Origin of the sequence: Citrobacter sp. CK180, from assembly GCF_030333655.1 — a bacterium.
GTDB lineage: Bacteria > Pseudomonadota > Gammaproteobacteria > Enterobacterales > Enterobacteriaceae > Citrobacter_B > Citrobacter_B koseri.
The window spans coordinates 134,406-151,758 of record NZ_JAOWFM010000037.1 but is presented as its reverse complement, the minus strand read 5'-3'; the positions used below and the strand labels follow the sequence as shown (position 1 = coordinate 151,758).

Annotated in this window: 14 protein-coding genes; 4 read left to right on the top strand and 10 right to left on the bottom strand. The window is 56.2% G+C overall.

All coding sequences use genetic code 11. The annotated features are described in order from the left end of the window. The first annotated feature begins 52 nt into the window (after window positions 1-52). Window positions 53-907: a nucleoside-specific channel-forming protein Tsx gene (locus OGV50_RS06180; protein ID WP_012133569.1), complete on the top strand. Its 855-nt coding sequence runs from the start codon at window positions 53-55 to the stop codon at window positions 905-907. 71 nt (window positions 908-978) lie between these two features. Here the strand turns inward: OGV50_RS06180 and yajD are convergent, their stop codons facing one another. The 6 genes from yajD to queA all read right to left on the bottom strand — a co-directional run bounded on the left by yajD (window position 979) and on the right by queA (window position 6,955). After that, complete coding sequence (gene yajD / locus OGV50_RS06175; RefSeq protein ID WP_047458501.1) at window positions 979-1,326, bottom strand: HNH nuclease YajD; 348 nt, start codon at window positions 1,324-1,326, stop codon at window positions 979-981. Between the two features lie 165 nt (window positions 1,327-1,491). Then, window positions 1,492-2,463, bottom strand: a complete 972-nt coding sequence (secF, locus tag OGV50_RS06170; RefSeq protein WP_024130598.1) for a protein translocase subunit SecF — start codon at window positions 2,461-2,463, stop codon at window positions 1,492-1,494. 10 nt (window positions 2,464-2,473) lie between these two features. Then, on the bottom strand, window positions 2,474-4,321 hold the full coding sequence (secD, locus tag OGV50_RS06165) for a protein translocase subunit SecD (protein ID WP_048902403.1): 1,848 nt from the start codon (window positions 4,319-4,321) through the stop codon (window positions 2,474-2,476). Between the two features lie 27 nt (window positions 4,322-4,348). Then, window positions 4,349-4,681 (bottom strand): preprotein translocase subunit YajC, encoded by a 333-nt coding sequence (yajC, locus tag OGV50_RS06160; protein ID WP_012133573.1) that lies wholly within the window; start codon window positions 4,679-4,681, stop codon window positions 4,349-4,351. Window positions 4,682-4,703: 22 nt separating this feature from the next. After that, window positions 4,704-5,831, bottom strand: coding sequence for a tRNA guanosine(34) transglycosylase Tgt (tgt, locus tag OGV50_RS06155; RefSeq protein WP_012133574.1), 1,128 nt, complete (start codon window positions 5,829-5,831; stop codon window positions 4,704-4,706). Window positions 5,832-5,884: 53 nt separating this feature from the next. Further along, complete coding sequence (gene queA, locus OGV50_RS06150; protein ID WP_286488386.1) at window positions 5,885-6,955, bottom strand: tRNA preQ1(34) S-adenosylmethionine ribosyltransferase-isomerase QueA; 1,071 nt, start codon at window positions 6,953-6,955, stop codon at window positions 5,885-5,887. A 253-nt stretch (window positions 6,956-7,208) separates the two neighbouring features. Here queA and acpH point away from each other — a divergent pair, with 253 nt between their 5' ends. Both acpH and OGV50_RS06140 read left to right on the top strand, forming a co-directional pair. Then, window positions 7,209-7,790, top strand: coding sequence for an ACP phosphodiesterase (gene acpH / locus OGV50_RS06145; RefSeq protein WP_049009713.1), 582 nt, complete (start codon window positions 7,209-7,211; stop codon window positions 7,788-7,790). Between the two features lie 149 nt (window positions 7,791-7,939). Continuing rightward, complete coding sequence (locus OGV50_RS06140; RefSeq protein ID WP_012133577.1) at window positions 7,940-8,542, top strand: peroxiredoxin; 603 nt, start codon at window positions 7,940-7,942, stop codon at window positions 8,540-8,542. A gap of 151 nt (window positions 8,543-8,693) precedes the next feature. On the opposite strand, the gene OGV50_RS06135 is transcribed toward OGV50_RS06140, so the two are convergent. Beyond that, window positions 8,694-10,088 carry a DUF3999 domain-containing protein gene (locus OGV50_RS06135; protein ID WP_200093107.1) on the bottom strand — a complete coding sequence of 465 codons (1,395 nt, stop codon included), beginning with the start codon at window positions 10,086-10,088 and terminating at the stop codon, window positions 8,694-8,696. Next, on the bottom strand, window positions 10,085-12,715 hold the full coding sequence (locus OGV50_RS06130) for a DUF2339 domain-containing protein (RefSeq protein ID WP_200093100.1): 2,631 nt from the start codon (window positions 12,713-12,715) through the stop codon (window positions 10,085-10,087). Before OGV50_RS06130 ends, OGV50_RS06135 begins: the two co-directional genes overlap by 4 nt. 304 nt (window positions 12,716-13,019) lie before the next feature. Here OGV50_RS06130 and OGV50_RS06125 point away from each other — a divergent pair, with 304 nt between their 5' ends. Continuing rightward, window positions 13,020-13,922: a LysR family transcriptional regulator gene (locus OGV50_RS06125; protein WP_024130600.1), complete on the top strand. Its 903-nt coding sequence runs from the start codon at window positions 13,020-13,022 to the stop codon at window positions 13,920-13,922. Here OGV50_RS06125 and malZ read toward each other — a convergent pair. Both malZ and proY read right to left on the bottom strand, forming a co-directional pair. After that, complete coding sequence (malZ, locus tag OGV50_RS06120; RefSeq protein WP_200093099.1) at window positions 13,916-15,733, bottom strand: maltodextrin glucosidase; 1,818 nt, start codon at window positions 15,731-15,733, stop codon at window positions 13,916-13,918. The genes OGV50_RS06125 and malZ overlap by 7 nt on opposite strands. Window positions 15,734-15,923: 190 nt before the next feature. After that, a complete protein-coding gene (gene proY, locus OGV50_RS06115; protein ID WP_200093098.1) occupies window positions 15,924-17,297 on the bottom strand; it encodes a proline-specific permease ProY in 1,374 nt (457 codons plus the stop codon). Window positions 17,298-17,353 lie beyond the last annotated feature (56 nt).

Sequence of the window (17,353 nt, the reverse complement as noted above, 5' to 3'; positions counted from 1 at the left end):
CAAATTGCGCCTTTTTCATTCCCTTCAAGGGATTTCAACAGTGGCATACAATATGAAAAAAACATTACTTGCAGCCGGTGCAGTGCTGGCGCTCTCATCGTCCTTTACTGTTAACGCAGCAGAAAATGACAAACCGCAATACCTTTCAGACTGGTGGCACCAGAGCGTTAACGTTGTAGGCAGCTACCATACCCGTTTCGGGCCTCAGCTCCGTAACGATACCTATCTGGAATATGAAGCATTCGCGAAAAAAGACTGGTTCGATTTCTACGGCTATATGGATGCGCCGGTATTCTTCGGCGGTAACACCAACGCGAAGGGTATCTGGAACCACGGTTCCCCGCTGTTCATGGAAATTGAACCGCGTTTCTCTATCGACAAACTGACCGGAGCCGACCTGAGCTTTGGCCCGTTCAAAGAGTGGTATTTCGCTAACAACTACATCTATGACATGGGTCGTAACAAGTCTGGCCGTCAGAGCACCTGGTACATGGGTCTGGGTACTGACATCGAAACCGGTCTGCCGATGAGCCTGTCCCTGAACGTCTATGCGAAGTACCAGTGGCAGAACTACCTGGCTGATAACGAAAACGAGTGGGATGGCTACCGTTTCAAAGTGAAATACTTCGTGCCACTCACCGAGCTGTGGGGCGGCAACCTGAGCTACATCGGTTTCACTAACTTTGACTGGGGCTCCGATCTGGGCGACTCTCAGTACCGTACCAGCAACTCTATCGCATCCAGCCACATCCTGGCGCTGAACTACGATCACTGGCACTACTCTGTAGTGGCTCGTTACTTCCATAACGGCGGACAGTGGGAAAACGGCGCTCAGCCGGTATGGCAATCCGAAACGGTTAAAGCTACCGGTTGGGGTGGCTACCTGGTTGTCGGTTACAACTTCTAAGCTGTTTACGCCCGGCCAGCACAACGCCGGGCACAGAAAGAGCACCGAACGCGCAACGCGCCGGTGCTTTTTTATTTCTTCTGATCCATCATCGCTTTCAAATTAGCGAAAGGGTTATGCATCGCAGCGCCGACATCTTTCTGCGCATCCTCCCCGGCAATAACGGTTGAGCCATACTGATCGGCTTCGGTATATTTCGAATGCTCATGATCGTGACAGTACAGACACAGCAACTCCCAGTTACTGCCGTCTTCCGGGTTATTGGTGTGGTCGTGATCGATATGATGGACGGTTAATTCGCGCAGGTTAGAGTAAACAAATTCGCGAGAGCATCGCCCGCATACCCACGGAAATAATTTGAGCGCCTTTTCACGATAGCCGTTTTCCAGCCGCGTATAGTTTTTAGGGATAATCGCCATAGTGACTCTGTATCTGCGTTGAATGTAGGGTTATGAGCAAGTTTAACACTCTGCGTACCCCATTGCCCGTGAAGGATGCAGAAGCCCGCTTAACCGCAGGCTTTTTTAGCGATAAAAAAATCCCGGCCATGCGACCGGGATTCCAGTAATAACGTGACTGCGTGATTAAGGCAGAATAGACGGCTGATCCGCCCCTTCTTTCTCAACTTTCTGCTGCAACATATGCTCGCGCTTCATACCCAGCTTCAGCGCCAGCGCCGAGGCCACGTAGATCGACGATGCCGTACCGATAGAAACACCGATCAGCATGGTCAGAGAGAAGCCTTCCAGTACCGGCCCGCCGAAGAGGTACAGCATCAGAATCACCACTAACGTCGTCCCGGAGGTGATCAACGTACGGTGCAGCGTCTGGGTCAACGACACGTTAAAGATTTCGTAAGGCGTCCCGCGACGAATTTTGCGGAAGTTTTCACGAATACGGTCAGATACCACGATACTGTCGTTCAGCGAGTAACCGATAACCGACATCAACGATGCAACGATCGTCAGGTCGATCTCAATATGGAACAACGACAGAATCCCTAAGGTGATAATCACGTCGTGCGCCAGCGCGATAACCACCCCCGCAGCCAGTCGCCACTCAAAGCGGAAACCGACATAAATGAGGATAGAGATCAGCGCGACAATCAGCGCCATCGCACCGGTTTGCGCCAGATCGGCGCCCACGCTCGGCCCGACAAACTCAATACGCTTCACGGCGGCGTTCTGGCTGGTGGCTTCGTTAATGACACTCAGCACCTTGCTACCCAGCACCTGACCGCCGTCTTCACCTTCCGTCGGCGGCATACGCACCATAATGTCGTGGCTGCTACCGAAGTTCTGCAACAGCGGCTCGGCAAAGCCCGCTTTTTCCAGCGCATCGCGCATCACGTCCATTTCGGCCGGTTTTTCCAGCGTGATTTCGATAACCGTACCACCGGTAAAATCGAGACCCCAGTTAAAACCGCGCACGCCCATCACCACGATGGCCGCAATCAGCAGGAAGCCAGAGATGCCGAAAGCCCAGTAGTCCCAGCGCATAAAGTCATAGACTTTACGGCCGTGGTTCAATTGTTCAACAGTATATTCCTGTGCCACATCGCACTCCTCAGATTGACAGCTTGTTGATGCGTTTGCCGCCATACAACAGGTTTACGATGGCACGCGTACCGACAATCGCGGTAAACATCGACGTCGCCACACCGATACCGGTAGTAATCGCGAACCCTTTAATTGCCCCGGTGCCGACTGCGTACAGGATGATGACTTTAATCAGCGTGGTGATGTTCGCATCGAAGATGGAACTGAACGCGCCTTTATAACCTTCATCAATCGCCTGCTGAACCGTACGCCCGTTGCTCAACTCTTCTTTAATACGTTCGTTGATCAGTACGTTGGCGTCGACCGCCACCGCAAGGGTTAGCACGATACCGGCAATCCCCGGCATACTCAGCGTGGCCCCCGGCAGCAGCGACATGATACCGACAATCAATACCAGGTTGGCCACCAGCGCGCTTGTCGCAATCAGACCGAACTTCTTGTAGAAGAAGATCATGAACAGGATGGAGACCACCAGACCGGCCAGACACGCTTCCAGGCCCTGTTTGATGTTCTGCATACCCAGCGTCGGGCCGATAGTCCGTTCTTCAACAATCTGAATCGGCGCAATCAGCGCACCGGCGCGCAGCAGCAGAGAGAGCTGGCGGGCTTCGTTCGGGTTGTTGATACCGGTAATACGGAAGCTGTTGCCCAGGCGAGACTGGATGTTGGCGATGTTAATCACCTCTTCCTGCTTCACCAGTACCGCACGACCATTGGCATCTTTCTTACCGCTGTCTTTGTACTCCACAAACAAGGTCGCCATCGGCTTGCCGATATTGTCTTTGGTGAAGTTAGACATGATGTTGCCACCTGCGCTATCCAGCGAGATGTTAACCTGCGGTTGGTTGTATTCGTCCTGGCTGGAAGTGGAGTCGGTGATATGGTCACCGGTCAGGATCACGCGTTTGTACAGCACAACCGGCTGGCCTTCGCGCGTCTGTTTCACTTCCGAGTCACCCGGTACGCGCCCGGATGCCGCCGCAGACTGGTCAACGTTGGTGTTTACCAGACGGAATTCGAGGGTCGCGGTAGCGCCCAGAATCTCTTTCGCACGCGCGGTATCCTGAATACCCGGCAGCTCAACGACGATGCGATCCGCACCCTGACGCTGGACAACCGGCTCAGCCACGCCCAATTGGTTTACACGGTTACGCAGAATGTTGATGTTCTGCTGAACGGCATATTCACGCGCTTCGCTCAGACGCGCATCAGACATGACCGCACGCAGCACCGTATTGCCCTGGCTGGTAATCACCAGATCGCGGTGACGCCCGCTCAGATAAGAGATCGCTTCATCACGCGCTTTGTTATCGCGGAACGTGATGCTCAGACCGTAGTTATCTTCTTTGCGAACAGTGGTATAAGGAATGCCTTTTTCACGCAGGTCGCTGCGCAGGCTATCGATATTTTGCTCCTGAAGCTTACCTAACGCGGTGTCCATATCCACTTCCATCAGGAAGTGAACGCCGCCACGCAGGTCAAGGCCAAGTTTCATCGGCTCGGCTTTAATGGCCGCCAGCCAACGAGGCGTTGCCGGAGCAAGGTTAAGCGCCACGACGTATTTATCACCCAGCACGCCAACCAGCGCTTCACGGGCGCGCAGCTGGATGTCGGTGGTGTCGAAGCGCGCAAGAATAGCGCCCTCTTCCAGAGCCACAGACTTAGCGGTAATTTTTTCTTCTTGTAACGTTTTCTGGACCTGGATCAGCGTTTGCTCACTGGCGGCGACGCCGCGCGCGCCAGTGATTTGAACAGCCGGATCCTCACCATACAGGTTGGGAAGTGCGTAAAGCAGGCCGACGACAATCACGACGACCAGCATGATGTACTTCCACAAAGGATAACGGTTTAACACGGCAGTTCCCTTTGGGAAAACAATAGATTACAGCGCCTTCATAGTGCCTTTCGGCAGAACGGCAGCTACGAAGTCACGTTTGATAACCACTTCAGTGGTGTCATTCAGCGCGATAACGATGTAGCCGGATTCCGCTACTTTCGTTACACGACCCACCAGGCCACCGTTAGTCAGCACTTCATCGCCTTTTGCGATGGAGCTCATCAGGTTTTTGTGTTCTTTGGTGCGCTTCTGCTGTGGACGCAGGATCATGAAGTAAAAAATCAGACCAAACACCACCAGCATCAAAATCAGAGACATCGGGCTGCCCTGCGCCGGAGCACCTGTTGCCGCTACCGCATCAGAAATAAAAAAGCTCATTAAATTTCCCTCATTATTAAAATTAATCAACGTTCAAAGGTGGAACAGGTCGACCCTGACGTTGGTAAAAATCGGTCACGAAGCTCTCTAATTTACCCTCTTCAATAGCCTTGCGTAAACCCGCCATCAAACGCTGGTAGTAACGCAGGTTATGAATCGTGTTGAGTCGCGCGCCCAATATTTCGTTGCAACGGTCGAGATGATGCAAGTAGGCACGCGAATAATTGCGACAGGTGTAGCAATCACACTCGGCATCGAGCGGGCTGGTGTCGCTTTTATGCTTCGCATTACGAATTTTCACCACGCCGTCAGTCACGAACAGGTGACCATTACGGGCATTGCGTGTTGGCATAACGCAGTCAAACATATCGATACCGCGACGCACGCCTTCCACCAGATCTTCCGGTTTGCCGACGCCCATCAGGTAACGAGGTTTGTCCGCCGGGATTTGCGGGCAAACATGCTCCAGAATGCGGTGCATGTCTTCCTTCGGCTCACCCACAGCCAGACCGCCGACAGCGTAGCCATCAAAGCCAATCTCTACCAGACCTTTGACGGAGATATCGCGTAAATCTTCGTAAACGCTGCCCTGAATGATGCCAAAAAGCGCATTTTTGTTGCCCAAACCATCAAAACGGTCGCGGCTACGCTTCGCCCAGCGTAAAGACATCTCCATAGAGCGTTTAGCATAGTCCCAGTCCGCCGGATACGGCGTACATTCGTCGAAAATCATGACGATATCGGAACCGAGATCGTACTGAATCTCCATAGATTTTTCAGGATCGAGGAAAATCGGATCGCCGTTGATCGGGTTGCGGAAATGCACGCCCTGCTCGGTGATCTTGCGAATATCGCCGAGGCTGAACACCTGGAAACCGCCGGAGTCCGTCAGGATCGGGCCTTTCCACTGCATGAAATCATGCAGATCGCCATGCAGTTTCATGATTTCCTGACCCGGGCGCAGCCACAGGTGGAAGGTGTTACCGAGAATAATTTGTGCGCCGGTGGCTTCAACTTCTTCCGGCGTCATACCTTTAACGGTGCCATACGTACCGACAGGCATAAAAGCAGGCGTTTCCACTACGCCACGATCAAACACCAGGCGGCCACGGCGAGCGCGCCCGTCGGTAGTATCCAGTTCGAATTTCATTTTCTCTCCATACGCCAGAAAAACAGTCTGACGTTTAAACCTGTGCCGCGAACCTACTTCCCGACACGCTCATTCAAAGCCTGCGGATTGTACGTGATAAACATCGCGTCCCCGTAGCTAAAAAAGCGATAATTTTGTTCTACCGCAGCCTTGTACGCATTCATCGTGTGCTGATAACCCGCAAAAGCGGACACCAGCATAATCAGCGTCGATTCCGGCAGGTGAAAATTGGTCACCAGCGCATCAATCACTTTGTATTGATAACCTGGGTAGATGAAGATTTGCGTATCGCCGAAGAACGGTTCGATCAGGTCGTTTTTCGCCGCCTGCGCCGCACTCTCCAGCGAGCGTACCGAGGTGGTGCCCACCGCGATGATCCGATTGCCCCGCGCTTTTGCCGCCAGCACCGCATCAACCACCTCCTGCGGGACTTCGGCGTACTCCGAGTGCATGATGTGATCTTCAATGGTCTCCACACGCACCGGCTGGAACGTCCCCGCGCCGACGTGCAGCGTCACAAACGCCATCTCAATGCCTTTTTCGCGCAGCGCGGCCAGCAGCGGATCGTCAAAGTGCAAACCTGCGGTTGGCGCGGCAACGGCCCCCGGTTTTTCACTGTAGACCGTCTGATACAACTCACGGTCGGCGTCTTCATCCGGGCGGTCGATGTACGGCGGCAGCGGCATATGGCCGATCGCGTTGAGAATCTCCAGAACCGGGCGCGCGTCGTTGAACTCAACTTCAAACAGCGCGCCATGACGTGCGGTCATGGTGGCGTTAATGCTTTCGTCATCGCCCAACAGCAGTTCCGCGCCCGGTTTCGGCGCTTTGGAAGCGCGAATATGCGCCAGAATACGTTTGTCATCCAGCATCCGCTCAACCAGCACTTCAATCTTGCCGCCGCTGGCTTTACGGCCAAACAGACGCGCCGGGATGACGCGGGTATTATTAAAGACCAGCAGATCGCCAGGCTTGAGCTTATCGAGCAGATCGGTGAAAGTACCGTGCGTCAGCGCGCCCGTCGACCCGTCCAGTGACAGCAAGCGGCAACGACTGCGCTCAGGCTGCGGATAGTGGGCAATCAGGGATTCAGGTAATTCAAAGGAAAAATCGGTAACGCGCATGACACTGACTCAGACTAAAATAAGAGGCGGGTAGTCTAGTGCCGGGGCGCGCTCCCTGCAACCGTTACCCCTCAAGTTAAGAAATATAAGCTATAGACAAAATCATTCAGGATGCATCGAGGCGGCAACTGAATGACAAATTCGTCAGGAACGAATTTGAACGCTGCTTGCAGCGGCCCCGCAGGGGTGAGGCCCGGGGATGGGCCGAGTAACTCGCAGCCAACAAAGAGGCAGTTTGAAGGATGAAGTGGATATGAATTTTCTTGCACACCTGCACTTAGCGCATCTCGCCGACAGCTCGCTTTCCGGCAATTTACTAGCCGATTTTGTTCGGGGAAACCCGGAGGCTAATTTTCCCCCTGACGTGGTGGAAGGGATTTATATGCATCGGCGGATTGACGTCATGACCGATAATCTGCCGGAAGTGCGTGAAGCGCGGGAATGGTTTCGCAGCGAAACCCGTCGTGTAGCCCCCATCACTCTGGATGTGATGTGGGACCACTTCCTGTCGCGCCACTGGGCGACAATATCTCCCGATTTCCCGTTGCAGGCGTTCGTGGGCTACGCCCATGCGCAGGTCAGCACTATTTTGCCCGACTCGCCGCCGCGTTTTGTGAATCTGAACGATTATCTGTGGTCGGAAAAGTGGCTGGAGCGTTATCGCGATATGGATTTTATCCAGAATGTCCTCAACGGGATGGCGAATCGCCGCCCACGCCTCGATGCCCTGCGCGACTCCTGGTACGATCTGGATGCGCACTACGATGCGTTAGAAGCGCGCTTCTGGCGCTTCTACCCGCGCATGATGGCGCAGGCGCGTCAGAAGTCGCTTTAGCTGCCTGATAAGCGTAACGCCATCAGGCAAAAAATTGATAGGTGAAACCTGTCTCATTGATTGTCAGCACCGCGTTGAGTTGCCCTCTTCCCCTCCCTATACTTGCCCGCGTTGCGTTCCAAACCCCTTAACTTTGCAGGAGTATTTATATGGTACTGGTTACTCGTCAGGCCCCGGACTTCACAGCAGCCGCCGTACTGGGTAGCGGTGAGATCGTTGAAAACTTCAACTTCAAACAGCACACCAACGGCAAAGCAACCGTTCTGTTCTTCTGGCCGATGGATTTCACCTTCGTTTGCCCGTCTGAACTGATTGCTTTCGACAAACGTTATGAAGAGTTCCAGGCGCGTGGCGTAGAAGTTGTCGGCGTTTCTTTTGACTCTGAATTCGTCCACAACGCATGGCGTAACACCCCTGTCGATAAAGGCGGCATCGGTGCAGTGAAATACGCAATGGTTGCTGACGTGAAGCGTGAAATCCAGAAAGCCTACGGTATCGAACACCCGGAAGCGGGCGTTGCCCTGCGCGGTTCTTTCCTGATCGACGCCAACGGCGTGGTTCGTCACCAGGTAGTTAACGATCTGCCGCTGGGCCGTAACATCGACGAAATGCTGCGTATGGTTGACGCGTTGCAGTTCCACGAAGAGCACGGTGAAGTGTGCCCGGCACAGTGGGAAAAAGGCAAAGAAGGGATGAACGCCTCTCCAGACGGCGTGGCAAAATACCTGACTGAAAACGTCGCCAGCCTGTAATCGGCTCGAATTGAAAAAAGCTCGCTATGGCGAGCTTTTTTATTGCGCTTATCAGGCCTACGGATTTTTGTAGCCCGGATAAGGCGTTCCGCCGTCATCCGGCGTAGTGCCCGGTGGCACGCCGTTTACCGGGCCTACAAACATGTCGCGTTTACGCCGCGCCGTCCTTTTTCACCTCGCGCCAGATTCGCCACGCCATCACCAACAGTACCGCGACGCCAGCAATCAACGCCCCCCACACCAGTAACGTTTTCCAGCGGCTTTGCTGCTCCGCAGCCGACGTTGCCGTCAGCCGCGCCTCACCGCCCAGCGTTACGCGCTGCTGCGTCATCGCCCAGGGCAGGTCGTTAACATCCTGCGTTTTGCGCAGCGACGCCGGGATCAGCATATCCAGCTCAACATCGGCTTTTTCTGCCGCCCGGTTTCCCCAGGCCAGCATATACGGGCCTTTCCCCTGCGTATTGAACACCAGTTGATAACTGTCCCGCGCGCCGCTCAGCGCAGGCAGCGTCTCCGGCAATCGGGCGTTGATGGTGGTCATACGGATAGCTTCAACCTGTTGACCTGAAAGAAGAATATCCTCCGAACGCTTCCCGTCGAGGCGGTACAGGATCGTTTTCGTCAGCGGACGCCACGCCTCTTTTTCCCCGCCGCGCCATGCCAGCTCAACCGGTAAAACGCCCTCGTTTTCCAGCGCAATTCTGAGCGACGTCAGCGGCTGCGGCTGATTCCAGCGCCATACGGCTTCTGTTTCCGACACTTTCTTTGCGTGGGCCTCCAGCGCAATACGCTCCGATGCCGGTTCTCCGCTGTCCGCAATGGCGCTTACGCTATTTAAGGTCAGCGGCGGACTTTGCGAATCGAGAATCACCAGCAGGTAGCGACGGCCTTCCGCAGAGAGCGTCAGGCTGGCGCTGATGGTGTCCATTTTCAGCCGATCGTTATCGCGCGTCAGATCCATCAGCGGCGCGTCTTCTTGCACGGGTTGCCAGTAACGTAAATCACGGCTGGCATAAACGGACGCCTTCCCCTGCCAGTTGCCCGCAGGCGTGTTCCAGTTCAGGCGCAGTTGCGCCAGCGAAAAGGCCGCCGTCATCTCTTCCGGCAGAGTCAGTAAATAGCTCTGCCCAACCGCGTTAACATCATCGCTTTCCAGATGAATTTCCACGCCGGTCTTTGAACGCAAGACAAAGGATTCGCTTCCACGGCGCTCCCCTTCCCGCGGTGATACTGGCGACATATCCAGAGGAAAAAGCCGCAGCGCCACCGTCTCTGGCGTGACAGACGGCGTTTTCTGCGCCGTCAGCGCAAAGGGCACCGTATCGCCCTGGCGGTTAAAAACCCGCACATCGCGTAAATCCGGCCAGGCGCTTTGTTGGTAAAGCGCCAGCGGCAGCGAAACGCGATACCACGGCGATGAACCCGTCGCTTCCAGCATCATGCCGGTGGCGTAATCCTGCGGCGTTTCCGGGGCTTCATCACGGCTGAACGCCGGCCACGCCGTACTCAGCAACGCGCTCCAGACTACCGCTTTCATCCATTTCATTTTTCTTCTCCTGCTTTGGGCGGTAACGGTGAGAAATACCCGACGATAAGTACCAGGATCGCCACGCCGATAAAAGCGATGGCACGCGCCAGCCCGCCGCCGCGCGCGCTATCCACCAGCATCAGCTTAACAATGACGATCCCCAAAAGCACCGCGCCGCATAACCATTCCCGCCGCGAACGGCGACGGGTCGCGAGCAACATCATAATTAACGCCGTCAGCATCCAGAACAGGGCGAAGCAGGTCTGGATCAACCGCGAATGCCACAATGTCTCCATGCTCCACGCCACCTCGCCATACCACGCCAGCGCCCGCATCAGCCCTCCGTTCAACCACCAGAATGCGAGCGTCGCGAGCACCACAGGCGCCCATGCGCGATATTTCGCTAACGGCGACGGCAGAAAACGACGAGAGAAACGCGCAAGGAGGAACAATCCCAGCAAGGCGAAAGCGGCTCCCTCCTCAAGCGGGTTCACCACTGGCAGATAGCGCTGTTGGAAAACCACGCCATCCTGTAAATTCGCCAGCACCAGAAGCAGCAGCAGGATCGCTGCCACGGGCGCCAGCGCCAGCGCGCCGTACAACGCAGGCCAGCATTTGAACGGCCACAAATCGCGGCGCAGCGCGGCGTGTACCAGCAGTATGACGATTCCGCCCGCCGCCATCATCAACCCGCTGCGCCAGGCGTCCATTCCCCACGGCAACGACTGCACAAACCAGAACAGCTCCATCCCGAGCGCTAAAAGCACCATCCAGAACAAGGATAAATGCAGCGTCCGGGAGATGCGCGGCGGCAGATGCGCATCATCACGATAAAGCATGAGCACCGCACAAGGCAGCGCCACGCACCACGCCAGATTTTGCCAGCCTGCGGCGAAAATCTGGCGTTCTTCAATCTGGTACAGCAATGCCAGCAGCATCGCAGGCCACAGCAGCCAGGGGCTGTAACCTAACGCCTGCCAGGCGAGCCGCCCGCTCAGATAACGCCAGAGCCAGGCGGACGCGGCGAGTAGCGCCAGCACGCCAGACCATTCGGCAGCATAACGCGCCAGCGCCAGTTGCGAGGCGCCCGTCAGCGCGACGATCCAGAAGGCGATGCCGCCCGCCAGCAGCGCCCAACTGACCTCCTTCTTCTCGCTGCGCCACAGCCACGCGCCGCCCAGCCAGCACAAACTCAGCACGGCGAAGATCATCATCACCGTCAGCGGCGCGGCGTCATCGGCCAGCGCCCACAGCGCGCTGCCCACAGCCAGTAGCATGAGCGCAGTGCCGCTATAGCTCATCCGCCGCTGCTGTTGCTGCATACCCAGCCACAATACGCCAAGCCCCTCCAGCGCCCAGGCCATTGCCGTCCAGCGCGCCGAAAGCGCCAGCGGGATGGCGAGGGTGGTAAACGCGCCGCCCAACGCGAGCGCCGCCAGCACCAGCGGCCTTCCCATCGACGGGTAGCGGCGCAGCGCCAGCCACGCCAGCGCCATATAGAACGCGCCGTAGCCCAGCGCACTGAGCGCTGGACCATAATCCATATGTTGGGTAATGGCGTACTGCATGCCAAACCCAACCAGCGGCGGCGCAAACAACAGCACGCCATCAACAATATGTTTGCCTTTTTCCTGCGCCCGCAGCGACAGCGCCACGCTCAGCACGCCGAAAATAATGATATTGGCAATCAGGAAAAGCTGGCAGTTGAGCCAGTATTCAGGCCGGTAGTCGCTGACGCCCCACAGGCCGCCGACCCCGAAAGTGAATAATAACCCCAGCAGATTAAGCTCACGCCAGTGCTGCCAGACGCTTATGGCAAGAATGCCTGCCGACAGCAGGAGATAGAACGAGAACAGCGCCACATAGTTCCCGCCGCCCGTCGACAGCAGCAGCGGCGCAAGATAGCCGCCCAGGCTGGCCAGCATCGCCAGGCTAAGCGCTTTTTGCAAAATAGCCAGCCCTACGCTTGCGGCGCAAATCAGCACCAGCAGCGCAAACGCCAGCGTCATCGGCAGCATTTGCCACAGCCGGAATGCGCCAAAGACGGTCAGATAGAGCGCGCCTGTCGCGCCGCCTTGCAGGATCAACGCATAAACCGGCTGTTTGCGTCGCAAACGCCAGCCTGTCGCGAGCAGCACTACGGCACACAGCGCCGCAGTGACAAGACGCAGTTCAAGCGGAAACAGCGCGTGTTCAACCGTATAACGCAACAGGAAAGATAAACCGAAAAAGAGGAGCAGGATGCCCAGCTTCGCCAGCGGATTTCCCTGCATAAACCAGCGCACCAGCGAGGTGAAAACGCCGCCGAACGCGGAAGGTTTTGTCGTTTTCGCAGGCGCCGGAAGCGGTTTTGCGAGGGTTTCCTGCGCAGCCCAGGGATTTTCCGGCTCAGGTATGGCCGCTTCGATGGCATCAGGCGGCGATGGCGCGACACGCTCTTTCGCAGATAGCGAGGGTTCCGCCGTCACCTGTACCGCAGGCGCTTCTTCCGCACGCAGCTGTTCAAGTTGCTCAACCCGTCGGCGCAACACCGCCAGCTCAAAGCGAACCGCCGCGCTGCGGTTGAGCGCGACAATCGCGAGAATGGGAACCACCACCAGCGCGAAGAATAAAACAATGCAGCCAAGGATTAAAAGCTCATCCATGTTTCCACCTTCACTGTACAAGGACAGACCAGAATGACACAGATTATTACATTTGTGCCATCCCTGAAGGTGAAAATGCCGGATCGCAGCGTAAACCAGAACGCGGCTTCGGGGCGAATAGAGCCGACCATGTTTAATGCATTATTGAGGAAATGAACCATGCTAATAACGTGGTTATTTCATCTTATTTTGCATAACAGACACCCTCAAAAAAATGCCATGCTTTGGTCTAAATTATTCACTGGCATTGTTTTTCGACAGTCTGTACAACGTACTTATTTCATTTTCAGGATATTTTCAGATCATGCGAATCAATCTGGACGTTCTGCTCATTCTTGATGCTATCGACAAACACGGCTCGTTTGCCGCTGCGGCCGGGTCGCTGTTTAAAACCCCCGCGGCGCTTAGCTATATGATTCAGAAACTGGAAAACGATCTCGATATTGAGCTTCTCGATCGCTCCGGCCACCGGGCGAAATTTACCGATACCGGACGGATGATGCTGGAAAAAGGACGTCTGCTGCTCAACGCCGCAAAAGACCTGGAGAAACAAGCCGTGCAGTTAAGCTCTGGCTGGGAAAAAGAACTGGCGATAGCGCTGGATGATTCCTTCCCTTTCGAGACGCTGCTGCCCGTTATTGATGCGTTTTATGCGCTGAATAAGCAAACGCGCCTCAATTTTACACACCATACGCTGGCGGGATCGTGGGAAGAGCTGACGCACAACGGCGCGGACATCATTCTCGGCGCAATTAACGAGCCTCCGACCTCCGCCGCCTGGTCATATAAAATGCTCGGCACCCTGGACAACGTATTTGTGGTCGCGCCTTCGCACCCGCTGGCCGCCGCCACGGACGGCCTGACCAATGAGCAACTCTGTCTGCACCGGGCGGTGGTGATCAGCGACAGCGCCCGCTTCTGCCATCCCCTGCAATCCAATTTAATGGATGAGCAGCCGCAAATTCGCGTGGATGACTTCGACAGCAAAGTGACGCTGCTGCGCGCCGGTTTAGGGTGCGGATTCCTCCCCCGCCATATCGTCAGACCGTGGCTTGCCACCGGCGAGCTGGTGGAAAAATCCGTCATCTCTTTTCGGCAGAAAGATGTCGCCTATATGGCATGGCGCAACCACAGCGACGGTCTGGCGCAGCGCTGGTGGCGAGAAGCCCTGCTCGCCAGCCCGGAAGTCGCGCAGCTCTATCAGTGATTCACCCAGACCGTAGCGGAAATGGCGGGCAGGCTGAGAACACCCTCAGCCAGTTGGCCTTTCCCCTCTTTGCCTCGCCATTCGCTGACGTTAAGCAACGGTGAGGCAGGCAATACGACCTCACAGGCCTCGCCCCGGTTGATCGCCACCAGTACGCGCTGCTGGTGATAGACTCGCACAAAGACCACCACATCTTCTTCGGCATAAATCACCTGGCAACCGCCGTGACGTAGCGCCTGCGTGCGCTGGCGAAGTTTCCCCAGACGCTGGTACAGCGCCAACAGCGTGGCATCCTGTTTTTCAACCTGCCACGGGAACGGCTTACGACAGAACGGATCGTTATTACCGTCCAGCCCCACTTCATCGCCGTAATAGATGCAGGGAACGCCAGGCCAGGTAAACAGCCAGACGACCGCCAGCGGCAAACGCGCCACGTCTTTGCCCAGCAGCGATTTGAAACGGGCGGTATCGTGGCTGTCCAGTTGGTTAAACATCCGTAACTGCTGCTGATGCGACAGGCCAGCACGGTAGTTATCCATCCAGGCGATGCAGGTTTGCGCGTCAATGTGCTGCGGATCGTAAGAGATATCGGTATTGGCGAGAAATCCCCACAGCGGGAAAGTAAAGCCGCGATAGTTCATGGCGGCGTCTTCCGCATCCGCCTGGAGCCATTGCCGCGCATCGCCAAAATGCTCGCCAACGATATAGGCGTCAGGCTGCGTCTCTTTTGCCGCCTGCGTAATGCCGGCAACGTGTTGCAGGTTATTGCGCGCGCCTCCGGCCTCGCCCAGCATATGCACCACATCAAGCCGCCAGCCGTCCATATGCCACGGCGCTTTCAGCCAGTGACGCACAATGCTGTCTTCACCACGGTAGATTTCATTGACCAGGCTTTCCGACTGGAAATCCAGCTTGGGCAGACTCGGATACCCCAGCCAGTCCAGCGCCACGCCCTCCGGGGAGAAAGAGTACCAGTCACGCCAGGGCGAATCCGGGTTGTGGCATGCGCCGCTGCTTCCCCGATTGTGCCTGTCAAACCAGGCGTGCGAGTCGCCGCTATGGTTAAAGACGCCGTCCAGCACCAGGCGCATTCCCTGCTGCTGCGTATGCTGCCGCAGGCGCAGCAGCGCCCGATCGCCGCCAAACTGCGGATCAACGTGACGATAATCTTCCGTATCGTATTTATGGACGCTTGGCGCGCTAAAGACCGGGTTCAGGTACAGCGCCGTCACCCCCAGTTTTTTCAGGTACGGCAGTTTCTCGCTGATCCCGTCCAGATCGCCGCCGTAGAACGTCGATCCCCCGGCATGCGCAGTCACCGGATCGTCCCAGTCGTGCAAGACGATATCCTGACCGGCGGCATGATGGTAATAGACATTATCCTGTTCCGCTTCGCGCGGCTGGCTGCGGGCAAAGCGATCCGGGAAGATTTGATAGAAAATCTGATCGGCGACCCATTGCGGGCCATTGTCCGGCACATCGACGGCAAACTGCTCCAGCCGCGCGGGCGGGAAACGGCTAAATCCCTGCGGCGTGAACCACAGCTGGCGATCGTGCCAGAGCAGCTTAAAGCTGTAGCGACGGCGCGGCTGTCCGCTGGCGAGATCGATCGCCGCCCGCCACGCCGTGACGCCCGGTTGCGGTTGACTGCGCAGCCGATGCATCGCCAGCGAGATTTCTTCATTATCGTTCTCAGCGCGTAGCGTCACACGCTGGGGTGGGTTTTCCCCGCTCAGCCATAACGTAATGGTCAGTTGTTCTTTGTTTTGCTTAACAAATGGGGCAACCGGAAGGTGCCAGGCGTTCAACATCACGTATCCCCTTTGATGAAAATGAAGCCACCTTGCCATAGCGACATCAAGGATAACTCATCATCTTAATGTTTATTGGGGGAGGAGTCCGGGGGAGGATATTGTTTGATACTGCCGGGCGGCGACTTCGCCTGACCCGGCCTACGGTTGCCTGTAGGCCGGATAAGCGTTAGCGCCATCCGGCGGGGAATCACCCCACTTCAGCCAGTTGGCGGTCGCGGCGGCGTTTAAACATCCAGCCGACCAGCAGCAGTGCGATCCAGGCGAAACCGACGTACAGCGAAATACGGGTATCTGGATGGTAGCCGATAAGCGCGATAATAAAGACCAGGAAGATCAGGCCCGTAACGGTTGTCGCCACGCCGCCCGGCACTTTAAATTTCAGCGCCTTCACCTCATCCGCCGGCAGACGACGGCGGAACGCAATCTGCGACAGCAGGATCATAATCCATACCCATACCGTGGCGAAGGTCGCCAGCGAAGCAATCACCAGGAAGACGTTTTCCGGCATGATGTAGTTCAGGTAAACCGCGAACAGCAGCGCAATGGTCATCACCATAACCGTCACCCACGGAATACCGCGACGCGACGTTTTAGCGAACACTTTCGGCGCACTGCCCTGCTCCGCCATACCGTGCAGCATACGTCCCACGCCGAACACGTCGGAGTTAATCGCCGACAGCGAAGCGGTCAGCACCACAAAGTTCAGGATGCTGGCGGCAAACGTAATGCCAAGATGCTGGAAGGTCAGGACGAACGGGCTGCCGTTGGTGCCAACCTGGTTCCACGGGTAGATAGACATGATGACGAACAGCGTGCCCACGTAGAACACCAGAATACGCATCGGCACGGAATTGATGGCGCGCGGAATAGATTTCTCCGGGTCTTTCGCTTCTCCGGCGGTGATGCCGATAATTTCAATCCCGCCGTAAGCGAACATCACCATTTGCAGCGACATCACCATCCCCAGCCAGCCGTTACTGAAGAACCCGCCGTTGCTCCACAGGTTGTGGACCCCGGTCGGCTGCCCGCCGTTGCCAATCCCCCAGATAATGATGCCGAAGCCGGCGACAATCATGATGATGATAGTGGCGACTTTAAAGAACGAGAACCAGAATTCCAGCTCGCCGAATACCTTCACGCTCATCAAGTTGATGGCGCAGATAAGCAGCACCACGCTCAGCACCCAGATCCAGTGCGGCACCGCAGGGAACCAGACTCCCATATAGATACCGAAGGCGGTCACGTCGGCAATGGCGACAATCAGAATTTCAAAACAGTAAGTCCAGCCGGTAATGTAACCCGCGAGCGGGCCGAGGTTTTCCTGCGCATAGCGCGAGAACGAGCTGGCGGCGGGGTTATGCACGGACATTTCGCCCAGCGCGCGCATAATAATGTACGCCGCGACCCCGCCGATAATGTAGGCCAGCAACACGCTTGGCCCGGCCATTTTGATGGCGTCTGCCGAGCCATAAAATAATCCGGTGCCAATTGCCGAGCCCAATGCCATAAAGCGAATGTGCCGGGTGCTCAGCCCACGCTTTAGCTTGTTATTGCTTTCCATCAATTCCGAACCCATCAAAATAATAAAAAAACCACGGGGCCTGTAGCCCCGTGGTT

Coding starts and splice junctions, on each gene's coding strand:
- malZ (WP_200093099.1), bottom strand. CDS start 15,733: ATGTTGAACGCCTGGCACCTTCCGGTTGCCCCATTTGTTAAGCAAAAC.
- yajD (WP_047458501.1), bottom strand. CDS start 1,326: ATGGCGATTATCCCTAAAAACTATACGCGGCTGGAAAACGGCTATCGT.
- acpH (WP_049009713.1), top strand. CDS start 7,209: ATGAATTTTCTTGCACACCTGCACTTAGCGCATCTCGCCGACAGCTCG.
- tgt (WP_012133574.1), bottom strand. CDS start 5,831: ATGAAATTCGAACTGGATACTACCGACGGGCGCGCTCGCCGTGGCCGC.
- OGV50_RS06125 (WP_024130600.1), top strand. CDS start 13,020: ATGCGAATCAATCTGGACGTTCTGCTCATTCTTGATGCTATCGACAAA.
- OGV50_RS06130 (WP_200093100.1), bottom strand. CDS start 12,715: ATGGATGAGCTTTTAATCCTTGGCTGCATTGTTTTATTCTTCGCGCTG.
- OGV50_RS06140 (WP_012133577.1), top strand. CDS start 7,940: ATGGTACTGGTTACTCGTCAGGCCCCGGACTTCACAGCAGCCGCCGTA.
- proY (WP_200093098.1), bottom strand. CDS start 17,297: ATGGAAAGCAATAACAAGCTAAAGCGTGGGCTGAGCACCCGGCACATT.
- OGV50_RS06135 (WP_200093107.1), bottom strand. CDS start 10,088: ATGAAATGGATGAAAGCGGTAGTCTGGAGCGCGTTGCTGAGTACGGCG.
- OGV50_RS06180 (WP_012133569.1), top strand. CDS start 53: ATGAAAAAAACATTACTTGCAGCCGGTGCAGTGCTGGCGCTCTCATCG.
- queA (WP_286488386.1), bottom strand. CDS start 6,955: ATGCGCGTTACCGATTTTTCCTTTGAATTACCTGAATCCCTGATTGCC.
- yajC (WP_012133573.1), bottom strand. CDS start 4,681: ATGAGCTTTTTTATTTCTGATGCGGTAGCGGCAACAGGTGCTCCGGCG.